The sequence below is a fragment of the Daejeonella sp. genome (assembly GCF_017495225.1).
In the GTDB taxonomy this organism is placed as follows: domain Bacteria; phylum Bacteroidota; class Bacteroidia; order Sphingobacteriales; family Sphingobacteriaceae; genus Daejeonella.
Window position 1 is genome coordinate 127,028 of record NZ_JAFEIG010000014.1, and the last position, 22,109, is coordinate 149,136.

The 22,109-nt window shown below is 34.5% G+C and carries 20 protein-coding genes; 9 read left to right on the forward strand and 11 right to left on the reverse strand.

Annotated features, from left to right (window positions below; all coding sequences use genetic code 11):
• Positions 1 to 8 precede the first annotated feature (8 nt).
• The 5 genes from lysS to QZ136_RS05695 all read right to left on the reverse strand — a co-directional run bounded on the left by lysS (position 9) and on the right by QZ136_RS05695 (position 6,449).
• The gene (gene lysS / locus QZ136_RS05675; RefSeq protein ID WP_291401306.1) at positions 9 to 1,730 is read right to left on the reverse strand and encodes a lysine--tRNA ligase; all 1,722 of its coding nucleotides are present in this window, start codon (positions 1,728 to 1,730) and stop codon (positions 9 to 11) included.
• 141 nt (positions 1,731 to 1,871) lie between these two features.
• Complete coding sequence (locus QZ136_RS05680) at positions 1,872 to 3,785, reverse strand: long-chain fatty acid--CoA ligase (RefSeq protein WP_291401308.1); 1,914 nt, start codon at positions 3,783 to 3,785, stop codon at positions 1,872 to 1,874.
• A 131-nt stretch (positions 3,786 to 3,916) separates the two neighbouring features.
• The gene (locus QZ136_RS05685; RefSeq protein ID WP_291401310.1) at positions 3,917 to 4,243 is read right to left on the reverse strand and encodes an iron-sulfur cluster assembly accessory protein; all 327 of its coding nucleotides are present in this window, start codon (positions 4,241 to 4,243) and stop codon (positions 3,917 to 3,919) included.
• A gap of 42 nt (positions 4,244 to 4,285) precedes the next feature.
• The gene (iscU, locus tag QZ136_RS05690; protein ID WP_291401312.1) at positions 4,286 to 4,699 is read right to left on the reverse strand and encodes a Fe-S cluster assembly scaffold IscU; all 414 of its coding nucleotides are present in this window, start codon (positions 4,697 to 4,699) and stop codon (positions 4,286 to 4,288) included.
• Between the two features lie 538 nt (positions 4,700 to 5,237).
• Complete coding sequence (locus tag QZ136_RS05695) at positions 5,238 to 6,449, reverse strand: IscS subfamily cysteine desulfurase (protein ID WP_291401314.1); 1,212 nt, start codon at positions 6,447 to 6,449, stop codon at positions 5,238 to 5,240.
• A 124-nt stretch (positions 6,450 to 6,573) separates the two neighbouring features.
• On the opposite strand from QZ136_RS05695, the gene mce reads away from it, so the two are divergent.
• The 6 genes from mce to QZ136_RS05725 all read left to right on the forward strand — a co-directional run bounded on the left by mce (position 6,574) and on the right by QZ136_RS05725 (position 10,971).
• Positions 6,574 to 6,975: a methylmalonyl-CoA epimerase gene (mce, locus tag QZ136_RS05700; protein WP_291401316.1), complete on the forward strand. Its 402-nt coding sequence runs from the start codon at positions 6,574 to 6,576 to the stop codon at positions 6,973 to 6,975.
• 145 nt (positions 6,976 to 7,120) lie between these two features.
• Positions 7,121 to 7,369, forward strand: a complete 249-nt coding sequence (locus QZ136_RS05705) for a type B 50S ribosomal protein L31 (protein WP_291401318.1) — start codon at positions 7,121 to 7,123, stop codon at positions 7,367 to 7,369.
• A gap of 63 nt (positions 7,370 to 7,432) precedes the next feature.
• Positions 7,433 to 8,617 (forward strand): putative sugar nucleotidyl transferase, encoded by a 1,185-nt coding sequence (locus QZ136_RS05710; RefSeq protein ID WP_291401321.1) that lies wholly within the window; start codon positions 7,433 to 7,435, stop codon positions 8,615 to 8,617.
• A 13-nt stretch (positions 8,618 to 8,630) separates the two neighbouring features.
• On the forward strand, positions 8,631 to 9,395 hold the full coding sequence (gene tpiA, locus QZ136_RS05715; RefSeq protein ID WP_291401323.1) for a triose-phosphate isomerase: 765 nt from the start codon (positions 8,631 to 8,633) through the stop codon (positions 9,393 to 9,395).
• Positions 9,396 to 9,397: 2 nt separating this feature from the next.
• Positions 9,398 to 10,243 (forward strand): 50S ribosomal protein L11 methyltransferase, encoded by an 846-nt coding sequence (gene prmA / locus QZ136_RS05720; RefSeq protein ID WP_291401325.1) that lies wholly within the window; start codon positions 9,398 to 9,400, stop codon positions 10,241 to 10,243.
• Positions 10,244 to 10,635: 392 nt separating this feature from the next.
• The gene (locus QZ136_RS05725) at positions 10,636 to 10,971 is read left to right on the forward strand and encodes a helix-turn-helix transcriptional regulator (RefSeq protein WP_291401327.1); all 336 of its coding nucleotides are present in this window, start codon (positions 10,636 to 10,638) and stop codon (positions 10,969 to 10,971) included.
• Between the two features lie 376 nt (positions 10,972 to 11,347).
• On the opposite strand, the gene QZ136_RS05730 is transcribed toward QZ136_RS05725, so the two are convergent.
• The 6 genes from QZ136_RS05730 to mqnC form a co-directional block, all read right to left on the reverse strand.
• Positions 11,348 to 12,466, reverse strand: a complete 1,119-nt coding sequence (locus tag QZ136_RS05730; protein ID WP_291401329.1) for a GNAT family N-acetyltransferase — start codon at positions 12,464 to 12,466, stop codon at positions 11,348 to 11,350.
• Between the two features lie 71 nt (positions 12,467 to 12,537).
• Positions 12,538 to 12,738 (reverse strand): hypothetical protein, encoded by a 201-nt coding sequence (locus tag QZ136_RS05735; RefSeq protein ID WP_291401331.1) that lies wholly within the window; start codon positions 12,736 to 12,738, stop codon positions 12,538 to 12,540.
• A 101-nt stretch (positions 12,739 to 12,839) separates the two neighbouring features.
• On the reverse strand, positions 12,840 to 13,406 hold the full coding sequence (gene scpB / locus QZ136_RS05740) for an SMC-Scp complex subunit ScpB (protein ID WP_291401333.1): 567 nt from the start codon (positions 13,404 to 13,406) through the stop codon (positions 12,840 to 12,842).
• Positions 13,407 to 13,604: 198 nt separating this feature from the next.
• Positions 13,605 to 15,428 (reverse strand): histidine kinase, encoded by a 1,824-nt coding sequence (locus tag QZ136_RS05745; protein WP_291401336.1) that lies wholly within the window; start codon positions 15,426 to 15,428, stop codon positions 13,605 to 13,607.
• Between the two features lie 291 nt (positions 15,429 to 15,719).
• Entirely contained in the window at positions 15,720 to 16,502 is a 783-nt protein-coding gene (locus QZ136_RS05750) for a LytTR family DNA-binding domain-containing protein (protein WP_291401338.1), read from the reverse strand.
• An 87-nt stretch (positions 16,503 to 16,589) separates the two neighbouring features.
• Complete coding sequence (gene mqnC / locus QZ136_RS05755; RefSeq protein ID WP_291401348.1) at positions 16,590 to 17,714, reverse strand: cyclic dehypoxanthinyl futalosine synthase; 1,125 nt, start codon at positions 17,712 to 17,714, stop codon at positions 16,590 to 16,592.
• 179 nt (positions 17,715 to 17,893) lie between these two features.
• On the opposite strand from mqnC, the gene QZ136_RS05760 reads away from it, so the two are divergent.
• From QZ136_RS05760 to guaB, 3 genes are all read left to right on the forward strand, one after another.
• Positions 17,894 to 19,129 (forward strand): pitrilysin family protein, encoded by a 1,236-nt coding sequence (locus tag QZ136_RS05760; protein WP_291401340.1) that lies wholly within the window; start codon positions 17,894 to 17,896, stop codon positions 19,127 to 19,129.
• Position 19,130: 1 nt separating this feature from the next.
• Positions 19,131 to 20,405: a pitrilysin family protein gene (locus tag QZ136_RS05765; RefSeq protein WP_291401342.1), complete on the forward strand. Its 1,275-nt coding sequence runs from the start codon at positions 19,131 to 19,133 to the stop codon at positions 20,403 to 20,405.
• 137 nt (positions 20,406 to 20,542) lie between these two features.
• Positions 20,543 to 22,012, forward strand: coding sequence for an IMP dehydrogenase (guaB, locus tag QZ136_RS05770; protein ID WP_291401344.1), 1,470 nt, complete (start codon positions 20,543 to 20,545; stop codon positions 22,010 to 22,012).
• The last annotated feature ends 97 nt before the right edge of the window (positions 22,013 to 22,109 follow it).

Consider the following 22,109-nt stretch of genomic DNA (forward strand, 5'->3'; position numbering starts at 1 on the left):
TCTTTCTGTTAACTAAACCATTCTAAGACTGTCTCTTTTGCTGGCATAGTAATTTCAAGTTTCATCTTTTTGCGCATCCCGCCAAGGTCATTAAATACTTTATTAGGATTAGCTGCTTTTAGTTCCTCAAGAGTTTTAAATCCCATTTTGTTTAAAACAGGAATCCATTCTGCGGGAATTCCCTGTGCAATAAAATCTTCTGTTGAAGCTTGTTTAACCTTTTTCTCTGGCCTCATTTGCGGGAAGAATAAAACTTCTTGAATGGTGCTTTGATCGGTCATTAACATAACTAAACGGTCAATTCCAATTCCTAAACCAGATGTTGGCGGCATTCCATATTCCAAAGCTCTAAGGAAATCCTCATCCATAGCCATCGCTTCTTCATCGCCGCGTCCTGCAAGCAGTAATTGCTCTTCTAAGCGCTCACGTTGATCGATAGGGTCATTTAGCTCAGTATATGCATTGGCAATCTCCTTGCCCATTACAAATAGCTCAAAACGTTCTACAAGTCCTTCCTGACTACGATGTTTCTTTGCTAGGGGAGTCATTTCAATTGGATAATCGGTGATATAAGTTGGCTGAATTAAAAACTCCTCCACCTTTTCACTAAAGATCTCATCAATAAGTTTTCCTCTACCCATGCTTGGGTCAACTTCGATATTTAATTGCTTACAAGTAGCTCTTAAGGTATCCTCATCCATTGCCGAAACATCTATTCCTGTAAACTTCTTGATGGAGTCATACATGGATAGTTTTTCGTAAGGGCCAGCAAATTCAATTAGATGTTCACCAACTTTTACGCTTGATTTACCATGGATTGCAATGGCCACTTTTTCTAGACATTGTTCTACCATGCCCATCATCCAGATATAATCTTTGTATGCAACATAGATCTCCATGGAAGTGAATTCTGGATTATGTGTTCGGTCCATGCCTTCATTTCTGAACATCTTACCGAATTCATACACCCCATCAAAACCCGCAACAATGAGTCGCTTGAGGTACAATTCATTTGCAATACGCAAATAAAGAGGCATATCTAAGGTATTATGATGTGTATTAAATGGCCTTGCTGCAGCACCACCGTGTACAGGCTGTAGGATTGGGGTTTCTACTTCCATCCATCCTTGGTCATCAAAATACGATCTCATGGTGTTTATCACCTTCGACCGCTTCATGAAAATTTGTTTGAATTCAGGATTTACAGTTAGATCCACATAGCGTTGTCTGTAACGCATTTCAGGATCGGTAAAGCCATCGTATGTATTTCCTTCATCATCGCGTTTTACGATTGGAAGAGGTTTCAGCGACTTAGATAAAACTTTCATTTCACTTACGTGGATGGATATTTCACCAGTTTTAGTGGTAAAAACATATCCAGTGATGCCTACAAAATCACCAATATCTAAAAGTTTCTTAAAAACAGTATTGTAAAGAGTTTTATCATCTCCGGGACAGATTTCATCACGGTTAATATAGGCTTGAATTCTTCCTGTTGAGTCTTGTAGCTCTGCAAATGAGGCACTTCCCATTATCCTGCGGCTCATTATACGGCCAGCAAAACGGATGTTTTTATAGGATGTTTTATCGCGTTCGTAATTATCTAAAATATCCTTTGCAAATGCGTTTACTTCAAATGCTTCAGGTGGGTAGGGGTCAATACCAAGGTTGCGTAGTTCAACTAAGGCCTCACGGCGCATAATCTCCAATTCAGATAATCCGATGCTCATTTATTTAAAATTTTTGCAAAAATACAAAAAAGCACGTACAGATTCTATCTTTTACGTGCATGCTGTTGATGTTTGATTAAGAAAATTTTAGAAAATTCCATAAATCCTCTGTTTAAAGAGGTTTTTTATGGAATTTCTTGTCTAATCTGCTTCTGTTTCTTGTAAATAGAGAGAAGTAATGTCGTCAGCGTATTTTTTCTCAATTGCCTTTCTCTTGGCTTTCATTGTTGGCGTAATTTCTCCTTCTTCTATGCTAAATGGATTTCTTTTAACTAAAAAGGATTTCATACGCTCAAACTTAGCTAGCTCATTGGAATATTTTCGGATATCTTCATTCAACCAGTCTATGATTTTTTGGTCTCTGATAAAGTAATCTTGCTCCTGGAAAAACTCTTCCTTTAAGTTGAAAGTCTCTTGCAATACTTCCTTTGAAGGAATTACGATAGCTGTCACGTATTCACGCTTATCACCAATCAAAAATATTTGTTCGATTTTAGGACTTTTTAAATAAGTGTTTTCTACTGGTGTAGGATAAATATTTTTCCCGTAAGCATTTACCAACATATTTTTGATTCTATCGGTGATTTGAAGGTTGCCTTTAAAATAACGCCCTACATCACCGGTATGAAACCAGCCATCCGAATCAATCACTTCTGCAGTCTCTAATGGCTTATTCCAGTATCCTTTCATCACACAATGGCCTCTGACAATGATTTCACCCTCTCCGCACTCAAAATTCTCGTCAAAGCTTTCATGTGTTTGAATGCAAATAATTTTTTTGCTTTCAACATCTTGTATTGCGACTTCAATACCCGGAATAATTCGGCCTACAGTACCATAAACTTGACGGTGGTATTCGGTTACCGACATTACTGGTGATGTTTCAGTTAATCCGAATCCTTCTAGAACTTTAATTCCTAAGTTCCCGAAAAATTCACCCACATTTTTAGGTAGTGCAGCTCCACCAGAGAGCATGAATTTTAATCTTCCGCCAGTTTTTTCTTTTATTTTGCTGAAAACTAGCTTTTCTGCTAATGCTTTTTTCGTTTCTAAAATGAAATTCGCTTTTTTGCCTGCTTCATGAATCTCACGGTATTCTTTTCCAATTTGGATAGCCCATAAGAATATTTTAGCTTTTGCTCCGCCGGCAGATGTACCATTTTTCATCGCTTTATCGTGTATACGCTCCAATAAACGTGGAACACAACTCATAACGCTAGGCTTAACTTCAGCCATATTTTTTGCTAAAAGCTCAAGACTCTGTGCAAAGGCTATTTTGCTTCCTACAGCACAGCAAACATGGTAAGTAGCAGTACGTTCAAAAACATGAGATAATGGCAAGAATGAAAGGAAAAGGTCGTCTTTATTGATTACAGGAATCTGCTGCAAGCATACCTTCACATTCTGAACAAAATTAGAATGGGTTAGCATAACGCCTTTTGGAGTTCCAGTTGTTCCCGAAGTGTATATTAATGAGGTTAAATTTGTTGGGAGTATGGCTTCTCTAGCTATTTCTATTTGTTTTTTATTTTGCTCTAAAGTATTTTTTCCTTCTTCAATAAGGTTTTTGAAATTGATAACTCCAGCGTTCAAAGCATTATCGGGTAGATATTTTTGATAATCATCGAAAACAGGAATGATACGTTGTAGGTTTGGACAGTTATTTGCGATTTTTATAACTTTCCTGAGCAAAAAAGGACTCCCAACTAGAAGCGCTTTTGCTCCTGAATCATTTAAAATATATTCAATTTCAGTCTCAGAAAGGGTAGGGTAGATCGATACATTGACACCTCCAATTTGCTGTAATCCTTGGTCATAGTAAACCCAATCGACCGAGTTTTCAATAATTAGTGCTAAACGATCACCATTGTTAATTCCCATTTCAAGAAAATAGCTTGAAATAGCATCTGCTGTATCTAGTACTTGCTTATAGCTAAGTTCTACCCAGCTTTCTTTTACTTTATGAAGTAAAAAGGTAGTGTTTTCATCGTGAACATACCCGACTACATTTCTGATTAATTGCGGAACGGTAGTAGATTCTGTAATTGAATTCATTTTGAGTGTGTATGAAATTTATAATTAACAAGTATAACAGAATACCTCTAAAAAAACAAAAGACTCATAAATGAGTCTTTTGTTTTTTTATTTTGATCAATAAATAATATTAAGAACTGATTACTAGTGAATTACACAGAGAAACTTTCTCCGCATCCACAAGTTCTTGATGCATTTGGATTAATGAAGTTAAAGCCTTTACCGTTTAAACCGTCTGAAAAATCAAGTTCTGTACCAGCGAGGTATAAAAATGATTTCATATCGAGTGCTAAACGAATGCCTTGATCTTCAAAAAATTGATCTCCAGGCTTTTCTTCATTATCGAAATCCATTTTGTATGATAAACCAGAACAACCCCCACCTTGAACAGACACACGTAAGAAATAACTCTTATCGAGTTGGTTCTCAGCCATCAGTTGTTCAACTTTATTTTTCGCTTTTTCTGTTACAGTTACCATCTTAAATTTTATAAAGATTTCTGGATTTTAAGCCAAAAATTTTTAGTGATGAGATTTAGGCAATTCTAATGCTTCAAGACCGTTTTTTACGCGGTAATCATTAATTGCTGCCTTAATCGCATCTTCAGCTAATACTGAACAGTGAATTTTAACTGGAGGCAATGCTAATTCTTCAACAATATCCATATTGTCGATTTTCATTGCATCATCAATTGATTTACCTTTTAACCATTCAGTTGCTAAAGAAGAAGATGCAATTGCTGATCCGCAACCAAAGGTTTTGAATTTTGCATCAGTAATCATGTGATTTTCATCTACTTCAATTTGCAAACGCATCACGTCGCCACATTCAGGCGCTCCAACTAAACCAGTACCAACTTTTGTGCTGCTTTTATCAAGCGTTCCAACATTACGTGGGTGGGTGTAGTGATCTATTACTTTTTCTGAGTATGCCATTTTGTTTATATTTAATACCAGTTATCTGGTTTTGTGTTTAATTTATTTTTGTCAGTTATCGGTTGTCAGTTATCAGTTATCGGTTGTCAGTTACCAGTTGTCGGTTATCAGTTGTCGGTTATCAGTTGTCAGTTGTCAGTTGTCAGTTGTCAGTTGTCAGTTGTCAGGCTGGCGACATTTTTAGGAGTTCAAATTAGTAGGGAGTATTTAGTAGATAGTATTTAGAAATGTGTAAATCAAGACACTATATACTACATCACTATTAACTGTTTTTACTCCAAATTAGTATTTAGTAGATAGTATTTAGAAATGTATAATTAAAAATACTATATTTTACTTCACTATTACCTGTCTTTAATCTTTACTCCTTATTCCTTGCTCCAAATTAGTAGATAGTATTTAGAAATCTTTTATTAAAGATACTATATTCTAATTCACTACTACATTTCCTAATTCTTTACTCTTTATTCCTTACTCCTTACTCTTTAATCCTTATTCCTTGTTCCTTGCTCTTTATTCCTTGCTCCCTACTCCAGTCCTAGTGCTCTGCCCACTCAATTTTATCAAGGTCAACCCCTTCCTTAAACATTTCCCAAAGTGGTGAAAGATCGCGGAGGTGGTTTACAGCTTTTAAAGTTTGTTCGATCGCAAAATCAACCTCTGCTTCTGTAGTGAAGCGTCCTAAGCCAAAACGAATTGACGAGTGCGCTAAATCATCCGAAAGGCCTAAACTTTTAAGAACGTAAGAAGGTTCTAGAGAAGCTGATGTACAGGCAGATCCAGATGAAACGGCTAAATCTTTCATAGCCATCATTAATCCCTCTCCTTCAACATATTTGAAAGAAATATTAGCTACATGTGGTAAGCGGTGATCAACATTTCCATTTACATAACTTTCTTCAAGTACTGTAAGTCCAGCTTGTAATTTATCACGTAGTTTTGAAAGACGATTAGCTTCTTGTTCCATTTCTAAGCGACAAATTTCTGCGGCTTTTCCTAAACCTACAATTCCTGGAACATTTAAAGTACCAGAGCGCATTCCTCTTTCATGGCCTCCGCCATCCATCTGAGCAGTAACTTTAACTCTTGGATTTTTACGACGAACATAAAGTGCACCAACTCCTTTTGGTCCGTACATTTTATGACCAGTGAATGCCATTAAATCAATACCATCAGCATTTACATCAACAGGAATTTTACCAACAGCTTGTGTTGCATCCGACATGAATAATGCGCCATGTTTATGAGCAATAGCAGAAATATCTTTAATTGGCTGAATAACACCGATTTCATTATTCCCGTACATGATTGCAACTAGAATAGTTTGTGGAGTCATTGCTGCCTCTAATTCAGCGAGGTCAATCATGCCATCTGCTTTAACACCAAGGTAGGTAACTTCACCACCCAGTTTTTCAACATGCTTGCAAGCATCTATAACAGCTTTATGTTCTGTAACGCAGGTAATGATGTGATTTCCTTTGTCTTTGTACATCTCAAATACACCTTTAATAGCAAGATTATCTGATTCTGTAGCTCCTGAAGTAAAAATGATTTCCTTTTCATTCGCTCCAATAAGCTTTGCAACTTGCTCACGTGCATAGTCAACTCCTTCTTCTGCAGCCCATCCAAAAGCATGATTACGGCTTGCTGCATTTCCGAACTTTGAATTAAAATAAGGTAACATAGCCTCCAAAACACGTGGATCCATGGGAGTTGTAGAATTATTATCTAAATATATAGGAAGTTCCATTTTGAGTTTTTTATTGTCTTTTTAAATTTGATACAAAGATATGAAATATTTTTTTCAGTAATTATCAATTTTATCTATGTAGGTATAGATAAAATAGTCATTTTTATGCCATATTAATATGATTATGGATAAGATAGAGCACATCGGTATCGCAGTCAAAAGTCTAAAGGATTCTTCTTCAGTATATGAACGCCTCTTAGGTATCTCTAGCTATAAAAAAGAGGAAGTATTTTCCGAACAGGTGATTACTGAATTCTTTAAAGTTGGCGAAAGTAAAATAGAGTTGCTGGAAGCGAGCTCACCCGATAGTCCGATAAATAAATTTATCGAAAAACGTGGTGAAGGCATTCATCATATCGCTTTTGCCGTTGATGACATTATAAAAGAAATGGCTCGCTTGAAAGAGGAGGGTTTCCAGCTTTTAAATGATAGCCCTAAAAAAGGTGCTGATAATAAATTGGTATGTTTTGTACATCCAAAATCATCAAATGGCGTTTTAATAGAGCTTTGTCAGGAAATTAAATAGTTAAAATTTGTCTTGTTTTTTGGATTTAAAAGCCTAAAAAATCGTTTTTGAAGCAATTAATATCATTTAATTAAGATATTTTTCAAAAATCCTTTTTACTAAATGTATTTTTTGCTATATTTGCACCTCTTAAAAAGTATTGAAGATGAAAGCTGAATTGCATCCCAAAAATTATAGATTAGTTGTGTTCAAGGACATGTCTAACGAATATTCTTTCTTAACTAAATCTTGTATTGATACTAAAGAAAGTATTAAATGGGAAGATGGTAATGAATATCCACTAGTTAAATTAGAGATTTCTCATACCTCACACCCATTCTACACAGGTAAAATGAAACTAGTTGATACTGCAGGACGTATCGATAAGTTCCGTACCCGTTACGAAAAGAAATAATTATTTTATAATAATAATAGAGGTCCCGACTCATAAGGTCGGGACTTTTTTTATTTTTGTGCTATGGGTATCATTCTTTTCGACGATCAGTTTCGTGCCAATTTATTGCCTTTGGCATACACCAGGCCTATTTCTGAGTTTAGGGTTGGGATTTTGACTATCGCTGAAAAATGGAAGCGATATTTAAATTTGGAAATATCCTATCTCACAGTTGATTATCTTCAAGAGAAATATCCAATTTCAATAGGGAATGATAATCTTTTTATCAATTCTGCATTTTGCCCAGATCAAGATCTACTTTCGGCAATTAGTTCATTAAAGGATGGTGAGGCTCTGTTTTCTGATTCATTATTAATTGCTTTAAGATTGAATGAAACGGATGCTAAAGAATTCGATTTAAATTCACTAGCAGCTTTTCGTAAAATTGAATATCATTTACCCTACAATAGAATATCATTTCCTGAGCATGTATTTTCTTTCAATGGAGAGGAGATAAGAAAGGATTTTGATTTAATCACTAAAGGGCGTAGCTCTGCTTCTTTAAGTGGCACAAACACGATTCTTGGTGATAATATTTTTGTGGAGGACGGGGTAGATGCTGAATGTTCTACATTTAACACCAAAACAGGTCCGATTTATCTCGGGAAAAATACCATAGTTATGGAAGGCTGCCATATTCGAGGTTCCTTTGCACTATGTGATCATGCAATTTTAAAAATGGGTGCCAAAATTTATGGCATGACTACTATCGGACCTCATTCAAAAGCTGGTGGTGAAATAAATAATTCGGTCATTTTTGCCAATTCAGCCAAAGGTCATGAGGGTTATTTGGGAAATTCAGTCCTAGGCGAATGGTGTAATATTGGGGCTGATAGCAATAATTCCAATATGAAAAATAATTATGCTGAGGTTAGATTGTGGGATTATACAAGTGAAAGGTTTCGTAAAACAGGATTACAGTTTTGTGGATTAATAATGGCTGATCATGCTAAATGTGCCATAAATACCATGTTTAATACTGGTACGGTGGTAGGAGTGAGCACTAATTTATTTGGATCGGGTTTCCCTAGAAATTTTGTGGCAGATTTCTCATGGGGTGGAAATCAGGGCTTTGAAGTTTATCCTTTAAAGCGTGTTTTTGAAACGGCAACTCAAGCCTATAAACGAAGGGGAGCTGATTTTAACGAAATAGAACAAAAAATATTAAGTCATATTTTCGGACTTACTGAAAAATATAGAAGATTTTAAACAGAAATAAATAATGAGGAAAAACATAGTTGCCGGCAACTGGAAAATGAATTTGGATTTAAATCAAGGAATTCAACTATTTAATGAAATACAGGAACTTCTTAAGGTAGAACTTAGTGGAGAACAAGAAGTAATTGTTTGTGCACCAAGTATTCATTTAAGTAGCCTCGCCAAATCTTTAGAGGGAAGTTCTAAATTATCTATTGGTGCTCAAAACTGTCATCAGGCAGATAGTGGAGCCTATACTGGTGAAATATCAGCTTCCATGATAGCTTCAAGTGGTGCCGAGTATGTTATTATTGGTCATTCGGAGCGTAGACTGTATTTCTCAGAATCAAATGAACTGCTTGCTCAAAAATTAGATGTGGTTTTAAAGAACGGCCTATTTCCAATATTTTGTATTGGAGAAACCTTGGAGCAGAGAAATGGCGGGACTTATTTTGATGTGATTAAAGAACAGATTTCTGAAGCTTCATTTCACCTTGATGGAGCTAACTACAGCAAATTAATACTTGCCTATGAGCCTGTTTGGGCAATAGGCACGGGTTTAACTGCTAGTCCGGAGCAAGCTCAAGAAATCCATTTATTCATTCGTACTTTATTAGCTGAAAAATATGGACAGACATTAGCTGACAATACAACTATTTTATACGGTGGTAGTTGTAACCCTAAAAATGCTGCTGAGCTTTTTGCGCAAGCAGACATTGATGGTGGTTTAATTGGCGGGGCTTCTTTAAAGGCTAGAGATTTTGTAGATATTATTAAAGCGCTAAACTAGGCATGGTTTATAATGAAGTATTAGTTCTTCTAAATTCAAAAGAGGAGTTTCATAAAGATTTGTTAATCAATGCATTATCTGAAATAGGTTTTGATACTTTCGAGGATATTGAGAATGGTTTTAAGGCATATATTCCTTTAACAGATTTTAATAAAGAGTCTATTGAGCACTTAAAAGAAACTTTTAAGGAGATGTTCTCTTTTACATTTGAATCTACAAGTATAGCACACCAAAATTGGAATGAGATCTGGGAAAGTAATTTTGAGCCAATTGAGGTTGCAAATCGTTGTTATATTCGAGCTACTTTTCATGAGCCAAAAGCACAATTTGACTATGAAATTGTGATTGATCCTAAGATGGCCTTTGGAACTGGTCATCATCAAACTACAGCGTTGATGATTGAATTTATGCTGGACGAAAATTTTGCAGGTCAAAAGGTGCTTGATATGGGCTGTGGGACAGGCATTTTGGCGATTTTGGCATCCAAGATGGGTGCAAAAGAGGTCTTGGCAATTGATTATGATGATATTTGCTATGATAGCACCCTTGAAAATTCTGTCCTTAATGAAATTACAAATATCGAAGCTTTATGTGGTTCTAAAGAGGTTATTCCAGATTATAAATTTGATACCATCATAGCAAACATTAACAGAAATATATTATTGGATCAACTAGATACCTATGCAAAAGTGTCTAAGGATGGAACAGTACTTTTTTTAAGTGGTTTTTATGAAAATCCTGATTTAGAGATAATAAAACAAAAATGTGAATCTATTGGATTTGAATATTCTGAACACAAAATGCTTAATACCTGGGTCTCAGCTAAATTCATTTTTTCGAATGAGTAGATTTACTCATTTTACTTAAATTATCATTCTTTTTGTTGATTCAATATATATTGTTGCAGAATAATTAAATTATTTTGTTGTAATTTTATGCCTTTAGTTATCTTTTTGAATACCTAGTGAAACAATTTATTTATATTTTTAAAGCGAAATTTCAAAAATTAAACACCTAAGAAAATATTTTAATTTTTTCAAAACTTTAATGCTTGAATTTCGTTTAACATTATATTCTAATTATTGGTTAATTTTTAAAAATTAACTAAAACAATATTGCTTTTGCCTTGTTATTCAATTAGAAAGAAATAAAATTTCAATTCAGTGCCTTGTAAAATGCGCTGAAAGGTTATTAAAATGTATTACCATAAAAATTATTCTACCAAGAAAAAAACAAACACATGAAAACGTTAGGAAAAAAAATTCGCCTACTAAGACATCAGAAAAGCTGGAGCCAAGAGGATGTAGCTAAACAATTAGAAATTTCGATACCAGCCTTTTCGAAAATTGAAACTGGCATTACTGATATTAATTTATCAAGACTTGAGCAAATTTCGAAATTATTCGAAATGTCTGTTGTTCAACTTCTTACATTTAATGATCAGGAAGGTTTAGAAAGCTACAACACAGAGGTTGAAAACCTTACTCAAAAGCTTCATGAGCGTGAGGTTGAGCTAATTGATCTTCAGAAGAAGATTATTGAGTTATATGAAGAGCTTCGTGCCTACAAAAAGTAATAGTTAATATTATTAGATAGGTGGATTTTGTTTTTAAAATAAAATTCACCTATCAAATAAATTCCTCTATTTAGTAGTCCAACTCTTTCTAATCTTTATTTTAATTGAGGTTTTCATCTCAAGGTTGGATTTTACTGCCTAAAAATCCAAATTACACTAAATTTTCTTTATCCTAATTTTATTAACACAATATTTAATTTATGTAATTTTGCATAAATTAAATATCGATTTGATTTATATCAAAAAAATGTTTTTTTGGAATTTGAGTTCCGGAATTTGAAATCAGGTTTTTTGGACTAGTTTAATGATTAAAATGAGCGATTTGAGGCAGATTTAAATTTTCTCAATCTTTCATTTCTATCTGAATTTCTCCTTTTCAGAATATTTTTCTTAGCGTAGCATGCTTTTTGCCAAATTCTGCGCCCGTAGCTTCATGAATTGAAAGCATTTTATCATTAAAATCTCCTACCCATGATAGCTCCAATTCTTCATATTGGTTTTTGGGAATTACATATTCTTTTAACTTAATAAATAATGCTGACTCTAAGCCTAGTTTTTGAAAGGCAGTTTTTGTTCCCATTACTACGGCCCTCATTCTATTAACTCCTTTCCAACGATAATACAGAAACTTTAATTTTTCAATGATGCCTAGTTTACCATTAAAGCTTTTAATCATTTGATTTGCATCTGGTATTATAACTACAACCGAAGCAGGCTCATTATTAATGTATGCGAACCAAATTAGCTTTTCGTCCATTATAGTTTTCATCTTGTTAAAACTTTCTAATATGCCCTTGGTTTCGAGTGGGACAAAATTTTCGAAATTTTGCCAAGCATCATTATATATTTCAACAAAGTCTTTTGCAAAGGACTCCAATTTACTAACTTCTAAATATTTGAATGTATATCCAGGTTTATTGGCAACCCAATTTGCGATTTTAGTAAAACGTTCTGGAAAAGGCTTTCTTAATTCTAAATGATTTGTTATCTGCTCATAAAGGACTGTAAATCCATAATCAGTAAATAATTTTTGATAATAGGAGTGATTATAATTCATTCCATAGGATGGAGTAGTAAAGCCTTCAATTAATAAGCCCCAAAAACTATCATTTTCCCCAAAGTTAATTGGTCCATCCATCGCCTTCATGCCCCGCTCAGATAGCCAGTTTTTTGCTGTATCAAAAAGCAAATTGGCAGCTTTTGTATCATTAATGCATTCGAAAAAACCTATACCACCGGTCGCTTGTGCCGGTTGATACGCCTTATTTTCATTAATAAATGCTGCAATACGCCCAATAAGTTCGCCATTTTCTGATTTTAATACCCATCTTGTACATATTCCATGTGAATGGAAATTGTTTTTTTTGGGGTCAAACACTGCCTCAATATCTTTATCAAGTGGGCAAACCCAAAACTGATCAGTTTTATATAGTTCGCGTGCTACATTTAGGAATTCTGTGGCTGTAATTGAATTATTGACTTCTTTTAAAATCATTTTGCTTTGGAATTAATTAAAAAAAGCATCCAGTAAACTGGATGCCTGAATACGTAATGATGGCTTTATAATTAAAAGTCGTCGTCGTCATCATCGAAACTGTCGAAATCCTGAATATCATCATCGAGTGGGATGTCAAAATCATCGTCCTCATCCAGTATTGGGCGATTTAATTCTTTAGGATCTGTCAAATTGTTTTGCTCCTTCACTGGACCTTTACCAGCTTTTTTGCTTGGTCCTTCGCTTTTTGTTGTTTTTTTTGGCGACTTCATCTTTAGAAATTTACACTTTATTCGTGGTTTATTATGATTATAAAATTAAGAAGAATTTGAATTTCAAAAGCTATTTTTTAACTTTTTTTTCAATTGTTTTTTTACTCTGTTTGCTCGCCAATTGTATTTGTTTCAGACTTTAATTCATTGATCTGTGGAAGATCTTTTGTTGAATTTATTCCGAAATAATCCATAAATAAACTGCTCGTACTATATAAAAGCGGCTTTCCTACACTATCCGCTTTCCCTGAAATGCTAATTAATTCTTTCTCAAGAAGTTTTTGTACTGTATAATCGCAATTAACACCTCTAATTTGCTCTACTTCCAACTTTGTAATTGGCTGTTTATAGGCAATTATAGAAAGGGTTTCGAGTGCCGCCTGACTTAATTTTTTCTTCGACCTTTGTATCTGCAATTGGTTTACAACTTGATAATAGTCTTTTTTAGTGAGGAATTGAAAACCCCCATTAATTTGAACTAATTCTATTGCAAGATCTAATTCTTGATACTTATTTCTGATACCCTCAATGTGTTCTCTAATACCTTCAATCTTTAAAGGCTCCTCCATGATATCAGACAAGACCTGAAAAATTTCGTCTTCAGTTATACTTTTGTCTGACGCAAAGATTAATGCTTCAATAAAAATTTGTGGCTTCTCAAAACTCATGGACAAACATAACACAATGATTTTTATTCAAAAAGATGTTTTTTAAAAAAAATAAAATCATTGAATTATTTTTATGCTTTGGTATAATAATAAGTTCATTTTATCGTTAATGTTTTAAATTTTATCTTCTTTTCTTTATAAGAATAATTTGATATTTAGTTTTGGTTTATGTTAAAGGAAGCAGAGATGCTTCCTTTTTTATATTGGTATAATTATCGAAATCTGTGTTCCTATTTTTACCGTCTCTATATTGCTAATAACAATTTTCTTATTGCTTAGTTTATTTAAAAGTTTTACTCTTTCTTGGATTAGTTCTAAACCGCGACTAATATGATTGCTTGATTTATTGCTTTTTGAATTTTTAGTCCCAACTCCATCATCTATAATTTTTATCTCAAGTTGATTGTTTTGAAAATTAAAATTAAGATTTACTAATCCTTTACTTTCTTTGGGTATAATACCGTGCCAAATTGCATTTTCTACAAAAGGCTGAATTAGAAGAGGAGGTAAGATTATCTCTTCTGGATTGATGTTTTCTGAAATATTTACTTCATAATCCATTTTTTCTGCGAATCTAATTTTTTCGATAGATAGGTATAAAGAAAGATATTCTATTTCCTCTTCTAGCGTGATAGAACTTTTTAGGCAAATTTCAAGGTGCTTTCGCATTAATCTTGCAAATAAGGTTAGTATTCTATTGGCCTCTTTTGAATCATCCTGATTAATAAAATACTGAATCGTATTTAAAACATTAAAGATAAAATGTGGATTCATCATGCCTTGGAGCGTTTTTTGCTCAAGCATTGTAATTCTATTTTCTATTTCAATATCTTTTCTTCTTCTTATTTTTCGAAGTACAAAATATGTGCCCATACCAATTAAAAAAGTAAAAAGTATCAATAAATGTATGATGGTAATAGTCCACCAAAACAATGTTTCTATTTGACTCGCCCTTTCAATTATTACTTCATTTTCTCGAATTTTTTGTTCTTGAAGATGATTTCTTGTGGTTTTTCCAAGATTATCAATTTGATTTTTTGATAATTGGAGACTATCGTATTTATGTATTTGGACTAAGTATTTTAGTGCATTTTTAAAGTTGTTTCTTGCTCCTTCAAGCTGATAAGCAGCATGTAATAAATTGTATGAAAAACCTTTATTTTCGTTTATTTCTGAATATTTGAAGCCTTTTTGAATGTTTATTTCTGCTTCATAAAATCTGCCTTGTTCTATATAAATTTTAGATAAACAGGTATAAGAATCAACCAGTGTTGGGTATAATTTCTTTGTTTTTGCCCCTTCTATAGCTTTTTTAATTCTCCATTCTGCTTCTTTATAATTTTTCAATTGGTGATAAACTGTCCCAGTAAAAAGGTAGTTTATAATCATGTTAATAGTATCTTTTCTCGATTCAAATATTTTATTGCTGCGGTTATAATATAAAAGCGCCTGTTTAAATTTTGATTGAGATTGTAATATGTTGGCAATGTTAAAACATAGGCCTGAATTTAATTCTTGATCACCTAGTTTACTCGCTATTTTTAGTGATTTTGTATAATAATCCAGTGATTTATAAGGATCATATGCTCCATAAAGTCGGCCTATGTTATTATAAACCCTCGCTTGTTTGTTGAGGTCATTTATTGATGTAAATTGCTTTAATGCCTCTAAATAATTGCGAATAGCTTTCTCATTATCACTTAAATAGTAATATCCAATTCCCTTTACTCTAAACGATTCCCCAATTCCTCTCACATAATTTGCTGATTTTGATAATTTCAATGCATCATTGGCTAGACTGATTGTTTTTTGAGGGTTTGTAAATCGAAAGTTTAATGCCGATTCATTTATTTTTATAATGTTGAGGGTGTCAATTTTGTTTATATCTGCCGCCGAATTTCCTAGCATAAGCTTTATCGGGTTTTTAAATTGCCTTTCTAGTTTATATGAATAGAATAAAAAAAAGAAAGTGGCTAATAAAATGGTAATTAAAGTGGCTGGAATGAATAATTTATTTTTCAATTCTTATTTGATTTTAAAAATTTTGTCAATAATTAATAAGCAGGATATTTAAACAATAAAGGCGGCGAAACGCCCCAAACGCTCCAACCGCCTTTCCTAATACCAATGATTCAATTATATTATGATAAATAATTTATCCTGATAATTTTTAACATTGGCTTTGTGTTTTAAAAATCATTTTATTTTAACTAAAGAGAAAAATAAATGAGTGAGTGGTATGTTTTAATTAGTTAACGGTTCCGGATCAGGTGCGGAAGGACAAATAATCTATAGAAACAAATCAGAAATTAATTATCTTTTAAAATAATGCCTTACAGTATCCAAAAATTCGGATGAACGTCGTCTGGATACTACATGCTCCGAATTATCCGACAGCTTTACAATCAAGCCATTTTTATTGGTATAATCACTCAAGTGTTTTAAGTTTATTATAGTTGATTTATGAATCCGGCTAAAACCAGATTTTTCCAAGAGCTCCTGGTATTCTTTGAGATGCCTTGAAACGATTATACTTTCCTTGTTATCAAGGTAAAAAATAGAATAATTACTATCTGCCGATACATAAACTATCTGATTTACATTTAAGATTTGAAATCCATTTGAATTGGGCAGATTTATTTTATTGATCTTTTTAAGATCATTTAAGTTTTCCTCCAGATTCTGTAATTTAGTATTTCTACTTTCGCTACCTCTAAGGTTGTTTAGTGTTAGTTTTCTTAAATAAATAGCCTTTTCTACTGCTTGCTTTAATTCTTCAATATCAATTGGTTTTAAAATATAATCAATGGCATTGGCTTTCAGTGCTTTTAGTCCGTATTGATCATAAGCCGTTGTGAAAATTACAGAGGAGTTAACCTTTTGAATATCTGGTAATAAATAGAAACCATCTTCAATTGGCATGGCAATGTCTAAGAATACTAGATCAATATTTCCTGCTAAAAGCATCCCTTTCGCTTCCGAAACAGATTTAGCAATGCCTTTAATTTTTACATTAGGACAATGTACCTCCAATAGGAAATACAATGATTTGCGTGAATATTCTTCATCGTCAACTATAATCGCATTTATTGTCATATTTAATCAATTACGTTTATACCTAAAGTATTTTTAATAAATTGAATTTAACAATAAAATTGAGTAAACGGTATATTTTTTTGAGTATTAGTACTCAATTATTTGTTGCTCAGTCATTTTGGGCAATTCTCTGAACTCGTATTGCTGCGTTCTTAGCTGTGGTTCAAAGCCTGCTTCCCGAATTGAATCCTGTATCCCCTGCGAGGTAAAACGATGTGGAGCACCTGCCGCAGATACCACATTCTCCTCAATCATGATTGATCCAAAATCATTAGCACCGGCATGTAAACATATCTGCGCAACTTGTTTACCAACTGTTAACCAAGATGCCTGTATGTTTTTTACATTCGGTAACATAATCCTACTTAAAGCAATCATTCGAATGTATTCGTCGGCACTAACTTGATTGGTAATGCCTCTAACTTTCTTTAAAAGAGTGCCATCATCTTGAAATGGCCATGGTATAAAAGCAATAAAGCCCTTGGCATCTGCAGGCTTTTCTGCCTGAACTTCTCGCAACCAAACCAAATGCTCAAAACGCTCTTCCAAAGTTTCTACATGACCAAACATCATCGTTGCAGAACTTGTTAATCCCAATTGATGGGCTGCACGCATCACATCCAACCATTCTTGACCGCCACATTTACCCTTTGAAATCAATCTTCTAACGCGATCATTTAATATTTCGGCGCCAGCACCGGGTAATGAATCTAAACCTGCATCCATCAAGGCTTTTAGGACTTCGGTATGGCTTAGGCCTTCAAGTTTTGCTATGTGGGCAATTTCTGGGGGACCTAAAGAGTGTAATTTAAGGGTAGGATATAATTCTTTAAGTTGCTTAAATAAATCGACATAAAATTGTAAACCAAGGTCGGGATGATGCCCTCCTTGTAATAAAAGCTGATCGCCTCCATAGCGAAAAGTCTCCTCAATTTTAACTTTATAGGTCTCAATATCAGTGATATAACTTTCATCATGACCAGGTCGTCTGAAGAAATTACAGAACTTACAATTCGCAATACAAACATTGGTAGTGTTTACATTTCGGTCTATAATCCAGGTGACTTTATTATGCGGGACTTGCTTTTTTCGAAGCTCATTTGCAGTGTACATCAAATCGGATGTGCTTGCATTCTTAAAAAGAAATAATCCCTCTTCAGCAGTGAGGAAATCAAAATTTAGTGCTCGAATTAGCAGTTCAGAAGTATCCATAGGCAAATATAATATAGATTTCACAAAGGAATGTAATTGTGAATTGGCAAATCAAAGAATATGACAATCAGAAAATTATTTCCCACCCTAAATATTTGAAAATGCTCTTTATTAGCTATGATTATCCTTCAAAATCGCTAAAATTTCCGTAAATTTGCCTTCTTAATTTTCTCCAATTTATGGTTTCTTTCGAACGTTTTACGCTTTCAAATGGTCTTAAAGTACTGGTTCATGAAGATCCAACTACTCCCATGGCGGTTGTTAATATTTTGTATGATGTAGGTGCTCGTGATGAACATCCAGATCAAACAGGTTTTGCCCATTTATTTGAACATTTAATGTTTGGAGGCTCGGTTAATATTCCTTCTTATGATGAGCCTTTACAGCGAGTAGGAGGTGAGAACAATGCTTTTACAAGTAATGATATCACTAATTATTATATCACACTTCCTTCAGTAAACTTAGAAACGGCCTTTTGGTTGGAAAGCGACAGAATGTTGAGTCTCGCATTTTCCGAAAAGAGTTTGGAAGTACAAAGAAATGTGGTTTGCGAAGAGTTTAAACAGCGTTATCTTAATCAGCCTTATGGCGATGTTTGGCTAAAGTTAAGGCCAATGGCTTACAAACAACACCCATATCAATGGGCAACCATTGGGAAGTCGCTCAATCATATTGAAAACGCCAATATTGATGATGTAAAAGCCTTTTTTGCCCGTCATTATAATCCCAGCAATGCCATAATGGTTGTTGGTGGTGATGTTAAAGTGGCAGAAGTAAAGCATTTAGCTGAAAAGTGGTTTGGAAATATTCCTTCTGGCGAGAAATTGGCTAGAATGTTGCCTATGGAAGATGATCAAAATGAAGAACGTAAGGAAACTATTCATGCCAATGTCCCTTTAAATGCTATTTACAAGGTTTTTCACATGCCGGCACGTACAGAAGCCGGTTATTATGCTGCTGATTTAGTTTCAGATATTTTATCGAGAGGAAACTCATCGAGATTGTTTCGTAACCTATTAAAAGACAGGAAGTTATTTAGTGAAATAAATGCCTATCTCACAGGAAGTTTGGATGCTGGATTATTTGTTGTAGAAGGTAAACCATTGCCAGGTGTCTCCATGGAGCAGGCCGAAGCCGCAATTTGGGAAGAACTAAATCGCATCAGTACCGAATTAGTGCCCGAGACTGAGCTCACCAAAGTCAAAAATAAAATGGAATCTACCATGGTATTTTCTGAAATGAGCTTATTAGATAAAGCTATGAATCTTGCTTATTTTGAACTACTTGGCGATGCTAATCAATTGAATGTGGAAACACAAAAGTACTTGAATGTAAGTGCCGAGGATATTCGTAATCAGGCAAAGCATATCTTCCGCAAAGAAAATTCTTCCACTTTATACTATTTAGCTAATTAATATGATAGACAGAGCACTTGCACCTGAATTTAAGGAAGTTGAACAAATTGAGCTGTTAAAAGCAAAGCCTTTGGTTTTAGCCAACGGACTTAAAGTTTTTAGTATTGATGGAGGTGAGCAGGACCTTGTACGAATCGAATTCATCTTCTCCAATATAAATTACGATCCTAAAAAGCCATTGCAAACATTTGCTACGAATACCATGTTAAATGATGGGACATCGGAGCTTAGTTCAACAGAAATTGCTGATAAAATTGATTATTATGGCGCATTTCTTCAAACGGAATATGCTAATGATCATTCCTCAGTAACACTTTTTACTTTAAACAAGCATTTGGCTAATACTTTACCTATTGTTAGGGCAATTATTACCGACTCTATATTTCCGCAGGTTGAATTAGATACCTTAATTCGTAACCAAAAGCAAAAGTTGAGTGTGAGCCTCGAAAAAAATGATTTTTTGAGTCGTAAAACATTCAGTAATGTTTTGTTTGGTGACACACTTTATGGTTATGATATTTCGGCAAGCGATTATGATCAATTAGATCGCGCGCAATTATTGAACTATTTTAAACAAGCTTATCAAGCTAAAAATTGTACTGTAATTGTCTCTGGAAAGGTAAAAGATAGTACCATTTCATTTATTGATCAATATTTTGGTAAGGAATGGGATAATGCTTTTGATGTGCTTGATAATAAATTCGATTTTGAAAAGGGATTAGGCAAAGAACATTATCTGGAACGAGAAGATGCCTTGCAGTCGGCAATACGTATCGGACAGGTTTCTATTAACAGAACACATCCAGATTTTCCAGCTTTACAGGTTGTAAATACTATTTTTGGAGGCTATTTTGGCTCTCGTTTGATGGCTAATATCCGTGAGGATAAGGGCTTTACCTACGGAATAGGTTCCGCTTTGGTTTCTATGAAGAATGCTGGTTATTTCTTTATTGCCTCGGAAGTTGGAGCTGATGTTTGTAGTGCTGCCCTCACCGAAATTGAAAAGGAAATTAATATTTTAAAAGAGCAGCCCGTAACCGAAACAGAATTGTCTTTGGTAAGAAATTATATGCTCGGGTCAATGCTTGGAAGTCTAGAAAACTCCCTTTCGCATGCTGATAAATTCAAAAATGTTTATTTCTCTGGGCTCGATTATGATTATTATAGCAAATATATTCAGACTGTTCGAAATATAGGCGCCGAAGAAGTTCAGGCTATTGCTAATAAATACTTAAACTATAATTCCTTCGAAAAGGTAATTGTGGGTAAAAAGTAGTCTGAAAACACCTGATTTGTTTGCAATCTTAAGCATTCAAATCAGGTGTTTTATTCCTGTTTTTATAGAGATATTTCGCATTTTCATTATTTTTTTCTATCTTTGCCTGGCAAATAATAACCCCTCAATTATTTGCTATGCACTTAGATCCAGAAAAATTCGTCTCAGAAGGTCTTACCTACGACGATGTACTATTAATCCCAGCTTATTCAGAAGTTTTACCTCGTGACGTAGATACAAGTACGTATTTTACTCGTAAAATCAAATTGAATGTTCCCATTGTTTCGGCGGCTATGGATACGGTTACTGAGTCGGGACTTGCCATTGCCATTGCTCAGGCAGGAGGAATTGGTATGCTCCATAAAAACATGAGTATTGCCCAGCAAGCTGATGAGGTGCGTAAGGTTAAGCGATCGGAGAGTGGTATTATTCAAGATCCAGTTACATTGGATGAAAGTGCATTGGTTTCGGATGCCTTTTTAATCATGAAGGATTATAAAATTGGTGGGATTCCAGTTATTTCTGCAGATCGTAAATTGGTAGGAATCATTACCAATCGCGATTTACGCTTTCAAAAAGATATGAAACGCCCTGTGCGCGATGTAATGACTAGCGGTAATTTAATTACTGCTCCTGCAGGAACTACCTTAAAGCAGGCAGAAGAAATTCTTCAGGATCATAAAATTGAAAAGCTTCCAGTTGTTGATAAGGATGGGGTATTAACTGGATTGATCACTTTCAAAGACATACAAAAATTCAAAAACTTCCCAAATGCTTGTAAAGATGAACACGGTCGTTTGAGGGTTGGTGCTGCAGTTGGTGTAACACCTGATACTTTGGATCGTGTGGATGCTTTAGTAAAGGCGGGTGTTGATGTTATTACCATTGATACGGCACATGGTCATTCAAAGGGAGTTATTTTTAAATTAAAAGAAGTAAAAGCTAAATATCCTGATCTTCAGGTTGTTGTAGGTAATATTGCGACTGGTGAAGCTGCCATCGCTCTTGCGGATGCGGGTGCAGATGCGGTTAAGGTGGGTATCGGACCAGGATCAATATGTACCACACGAATTATTGCAGGTGTTGGTGTTCCTCAATTATATGCTGTTTACGAGTGCGCTAAGGCTCTAAAAGGTAGGGGAGTGCCAGTTATCGCAGATGGGGGTATTAAGCAGACTGGTGATATCGCTAAGGCCATTGCAGCAGGTGCGAGTACCATCATGGCAGGATCTTTATTTGCCGGTGTGGAAGAATCTCCAGGTGAAACAATCATTTACGAAAGCAGAAAGTTTAAATCTTATCGCGGAATGGGCTCCATCGAAGCCATGGAACAAGGTTCAAAAGATCGCTATTTCCAAGATGTTGAAGATGATATAAAGAAATTAGTCCCGGAAGGTATTGTTGGTCGCGTACCATTTAAAGGCACATTAGCAGAGGTGATGTATCAATTAATCGGCGGACTAAGAGCGAGTATGGGATATTGTGGTGCAGCAACCATTAGCGATCTTCAAGATGCTCGTTTCGTAAAAATTACTGCTGCTGGAATGCGTGAAAGTCACCCGCATGATATTACGATTACTAAGGAGGCACCTAACTATAGTAGATAGTATTTAGTAGGTAGTATTTAGTAGGTAGTTAGTTATCAGTTATCAGTTGTCAGTTATCAGGCTGGGCGGAATAGTAATACAGGAATTTGTTGGTGAG

Coding starts and splice junctions, on each gene's coding strand:
- QZ136_RS05730 (WP_291401329.1), bottom strand. CDS start 12,466: ATGATTTTAAAAGAAGTCAATAATTCAATTACAGCCACAGAATTCCTA.
- scpB (WP_291401333.1), bottom strand. CDS start 13,406: ATGAGTTTTGAGAAGCCACAAATTTTTATTGAAGCATTAATCTTTGCG.
- prmA (WP_291401325.1), top strand. CDS start 9,398: ATGGTTTATAATGAAGTATTAGTTCTTCTAAATTCAAAAGAGGAGTTT.
- QZ136_RS05695 (WP_291401314.1), bottom strand. CDS start 6,449: ATGGAACTTCCTATATATTTAGATAATAATTCTACAACTCCCATGGAT.
- tpiA (WP_291401323.1), top strand. CDS start 8,631: ATGAGGAAAAACATAGTTGCCGGCAACTGGAAAATGAATTTGGATTTA.
- QZ136_RS05735 (WP_291401331.1), bottom strand. CDS start 12,738: ATGAAGTCGCCAAAAAAAACAACAAAAAGCGAAGGACCAAGCAAAAAA.
- QZ136_RS05765 (WP_291401342.1), top strand. CDS start 19,131: ATGATAGACAGAGCACTTGCACCTGAATTTAAGGAAGTTGAACAAATT.
- QZ136_RS05680 (WP_291401308.1), bottom strand. CDS start 3,785: ATGAATTCAATTACAGAATCTACTACCGTTCCGCAATTAATCAGAAAT.
- lysS (WP_291401306.1), bottom strand. CDS start 1,730: ATGAGCATCGGATTATCTGAATTGGAGATTATGCGCCGTGAGGCCTTA.
- mce (WP_291401316.1), top strand. CDS start 6,574: ATGGATAAGATAGAGCACATCGGTATCGCAGTCAAAAGTCTAAAGGAT.
- guaB (WP_291401344.1), top strand. CDS start 20,543: ATGCACTTAGATCCAGAAAAATTCGTCTCAGAAGGTCTTACCTACGAC.
- QZ136_RS05750 (WP_291401338.1), bottom strand. CDS start 16,502: ATGACAATAAATGCGATTATAGTTGACGATGAAGAATATTCACGCAAA.
- QZ136_RS05760 (WP_291401340.1), top strand. CDS start 17,894: ATGGTTTCTTTCGAACGTTTTACGCTTTCAAATGGTCTTAAAGTACTG.
- mqnC (WP_291401348.1), bottom strand. CDS start 17,714: ATGGATACTTCTGAACTGCTAATTCGAGCACTAAATTTTGATTTCCTC.
- QZ136_RS05725 (WP_291401327.1), top strand. CDS start 10,636: ATGAAAACGTTAGGAAAAAAAATTCGCCTACTAAGACATCAGAAAAGC.
- iscU (WP_291401312.1), bottom strand. CDS start 4,699: ATGGCATACTCAGAAAAAGTAATAGATCACTACACCCACCCACGTAAT.
- QZ136_RS05710 (WP_291401321.1), top strand. CDS start 7,433: ATGGGTATCATTCTTTTCGACGATCAGTTTCGTGCCAATTTATTGCCT.
- QZ136_RS05705 (WP_291401318.1), top strand. CDS start 7,121: ATGAAAGCTGAATTGCATCCCAAAAATTATAGATTAGTTGTGTTCAAG.
- QZ136_RS05685 (WP_291401310.1), bottom strand. CDS start 4,243: ATGGTAACTGTAACAGAAAAAGCGAAAAATAAAGTTGAACAACTGATG.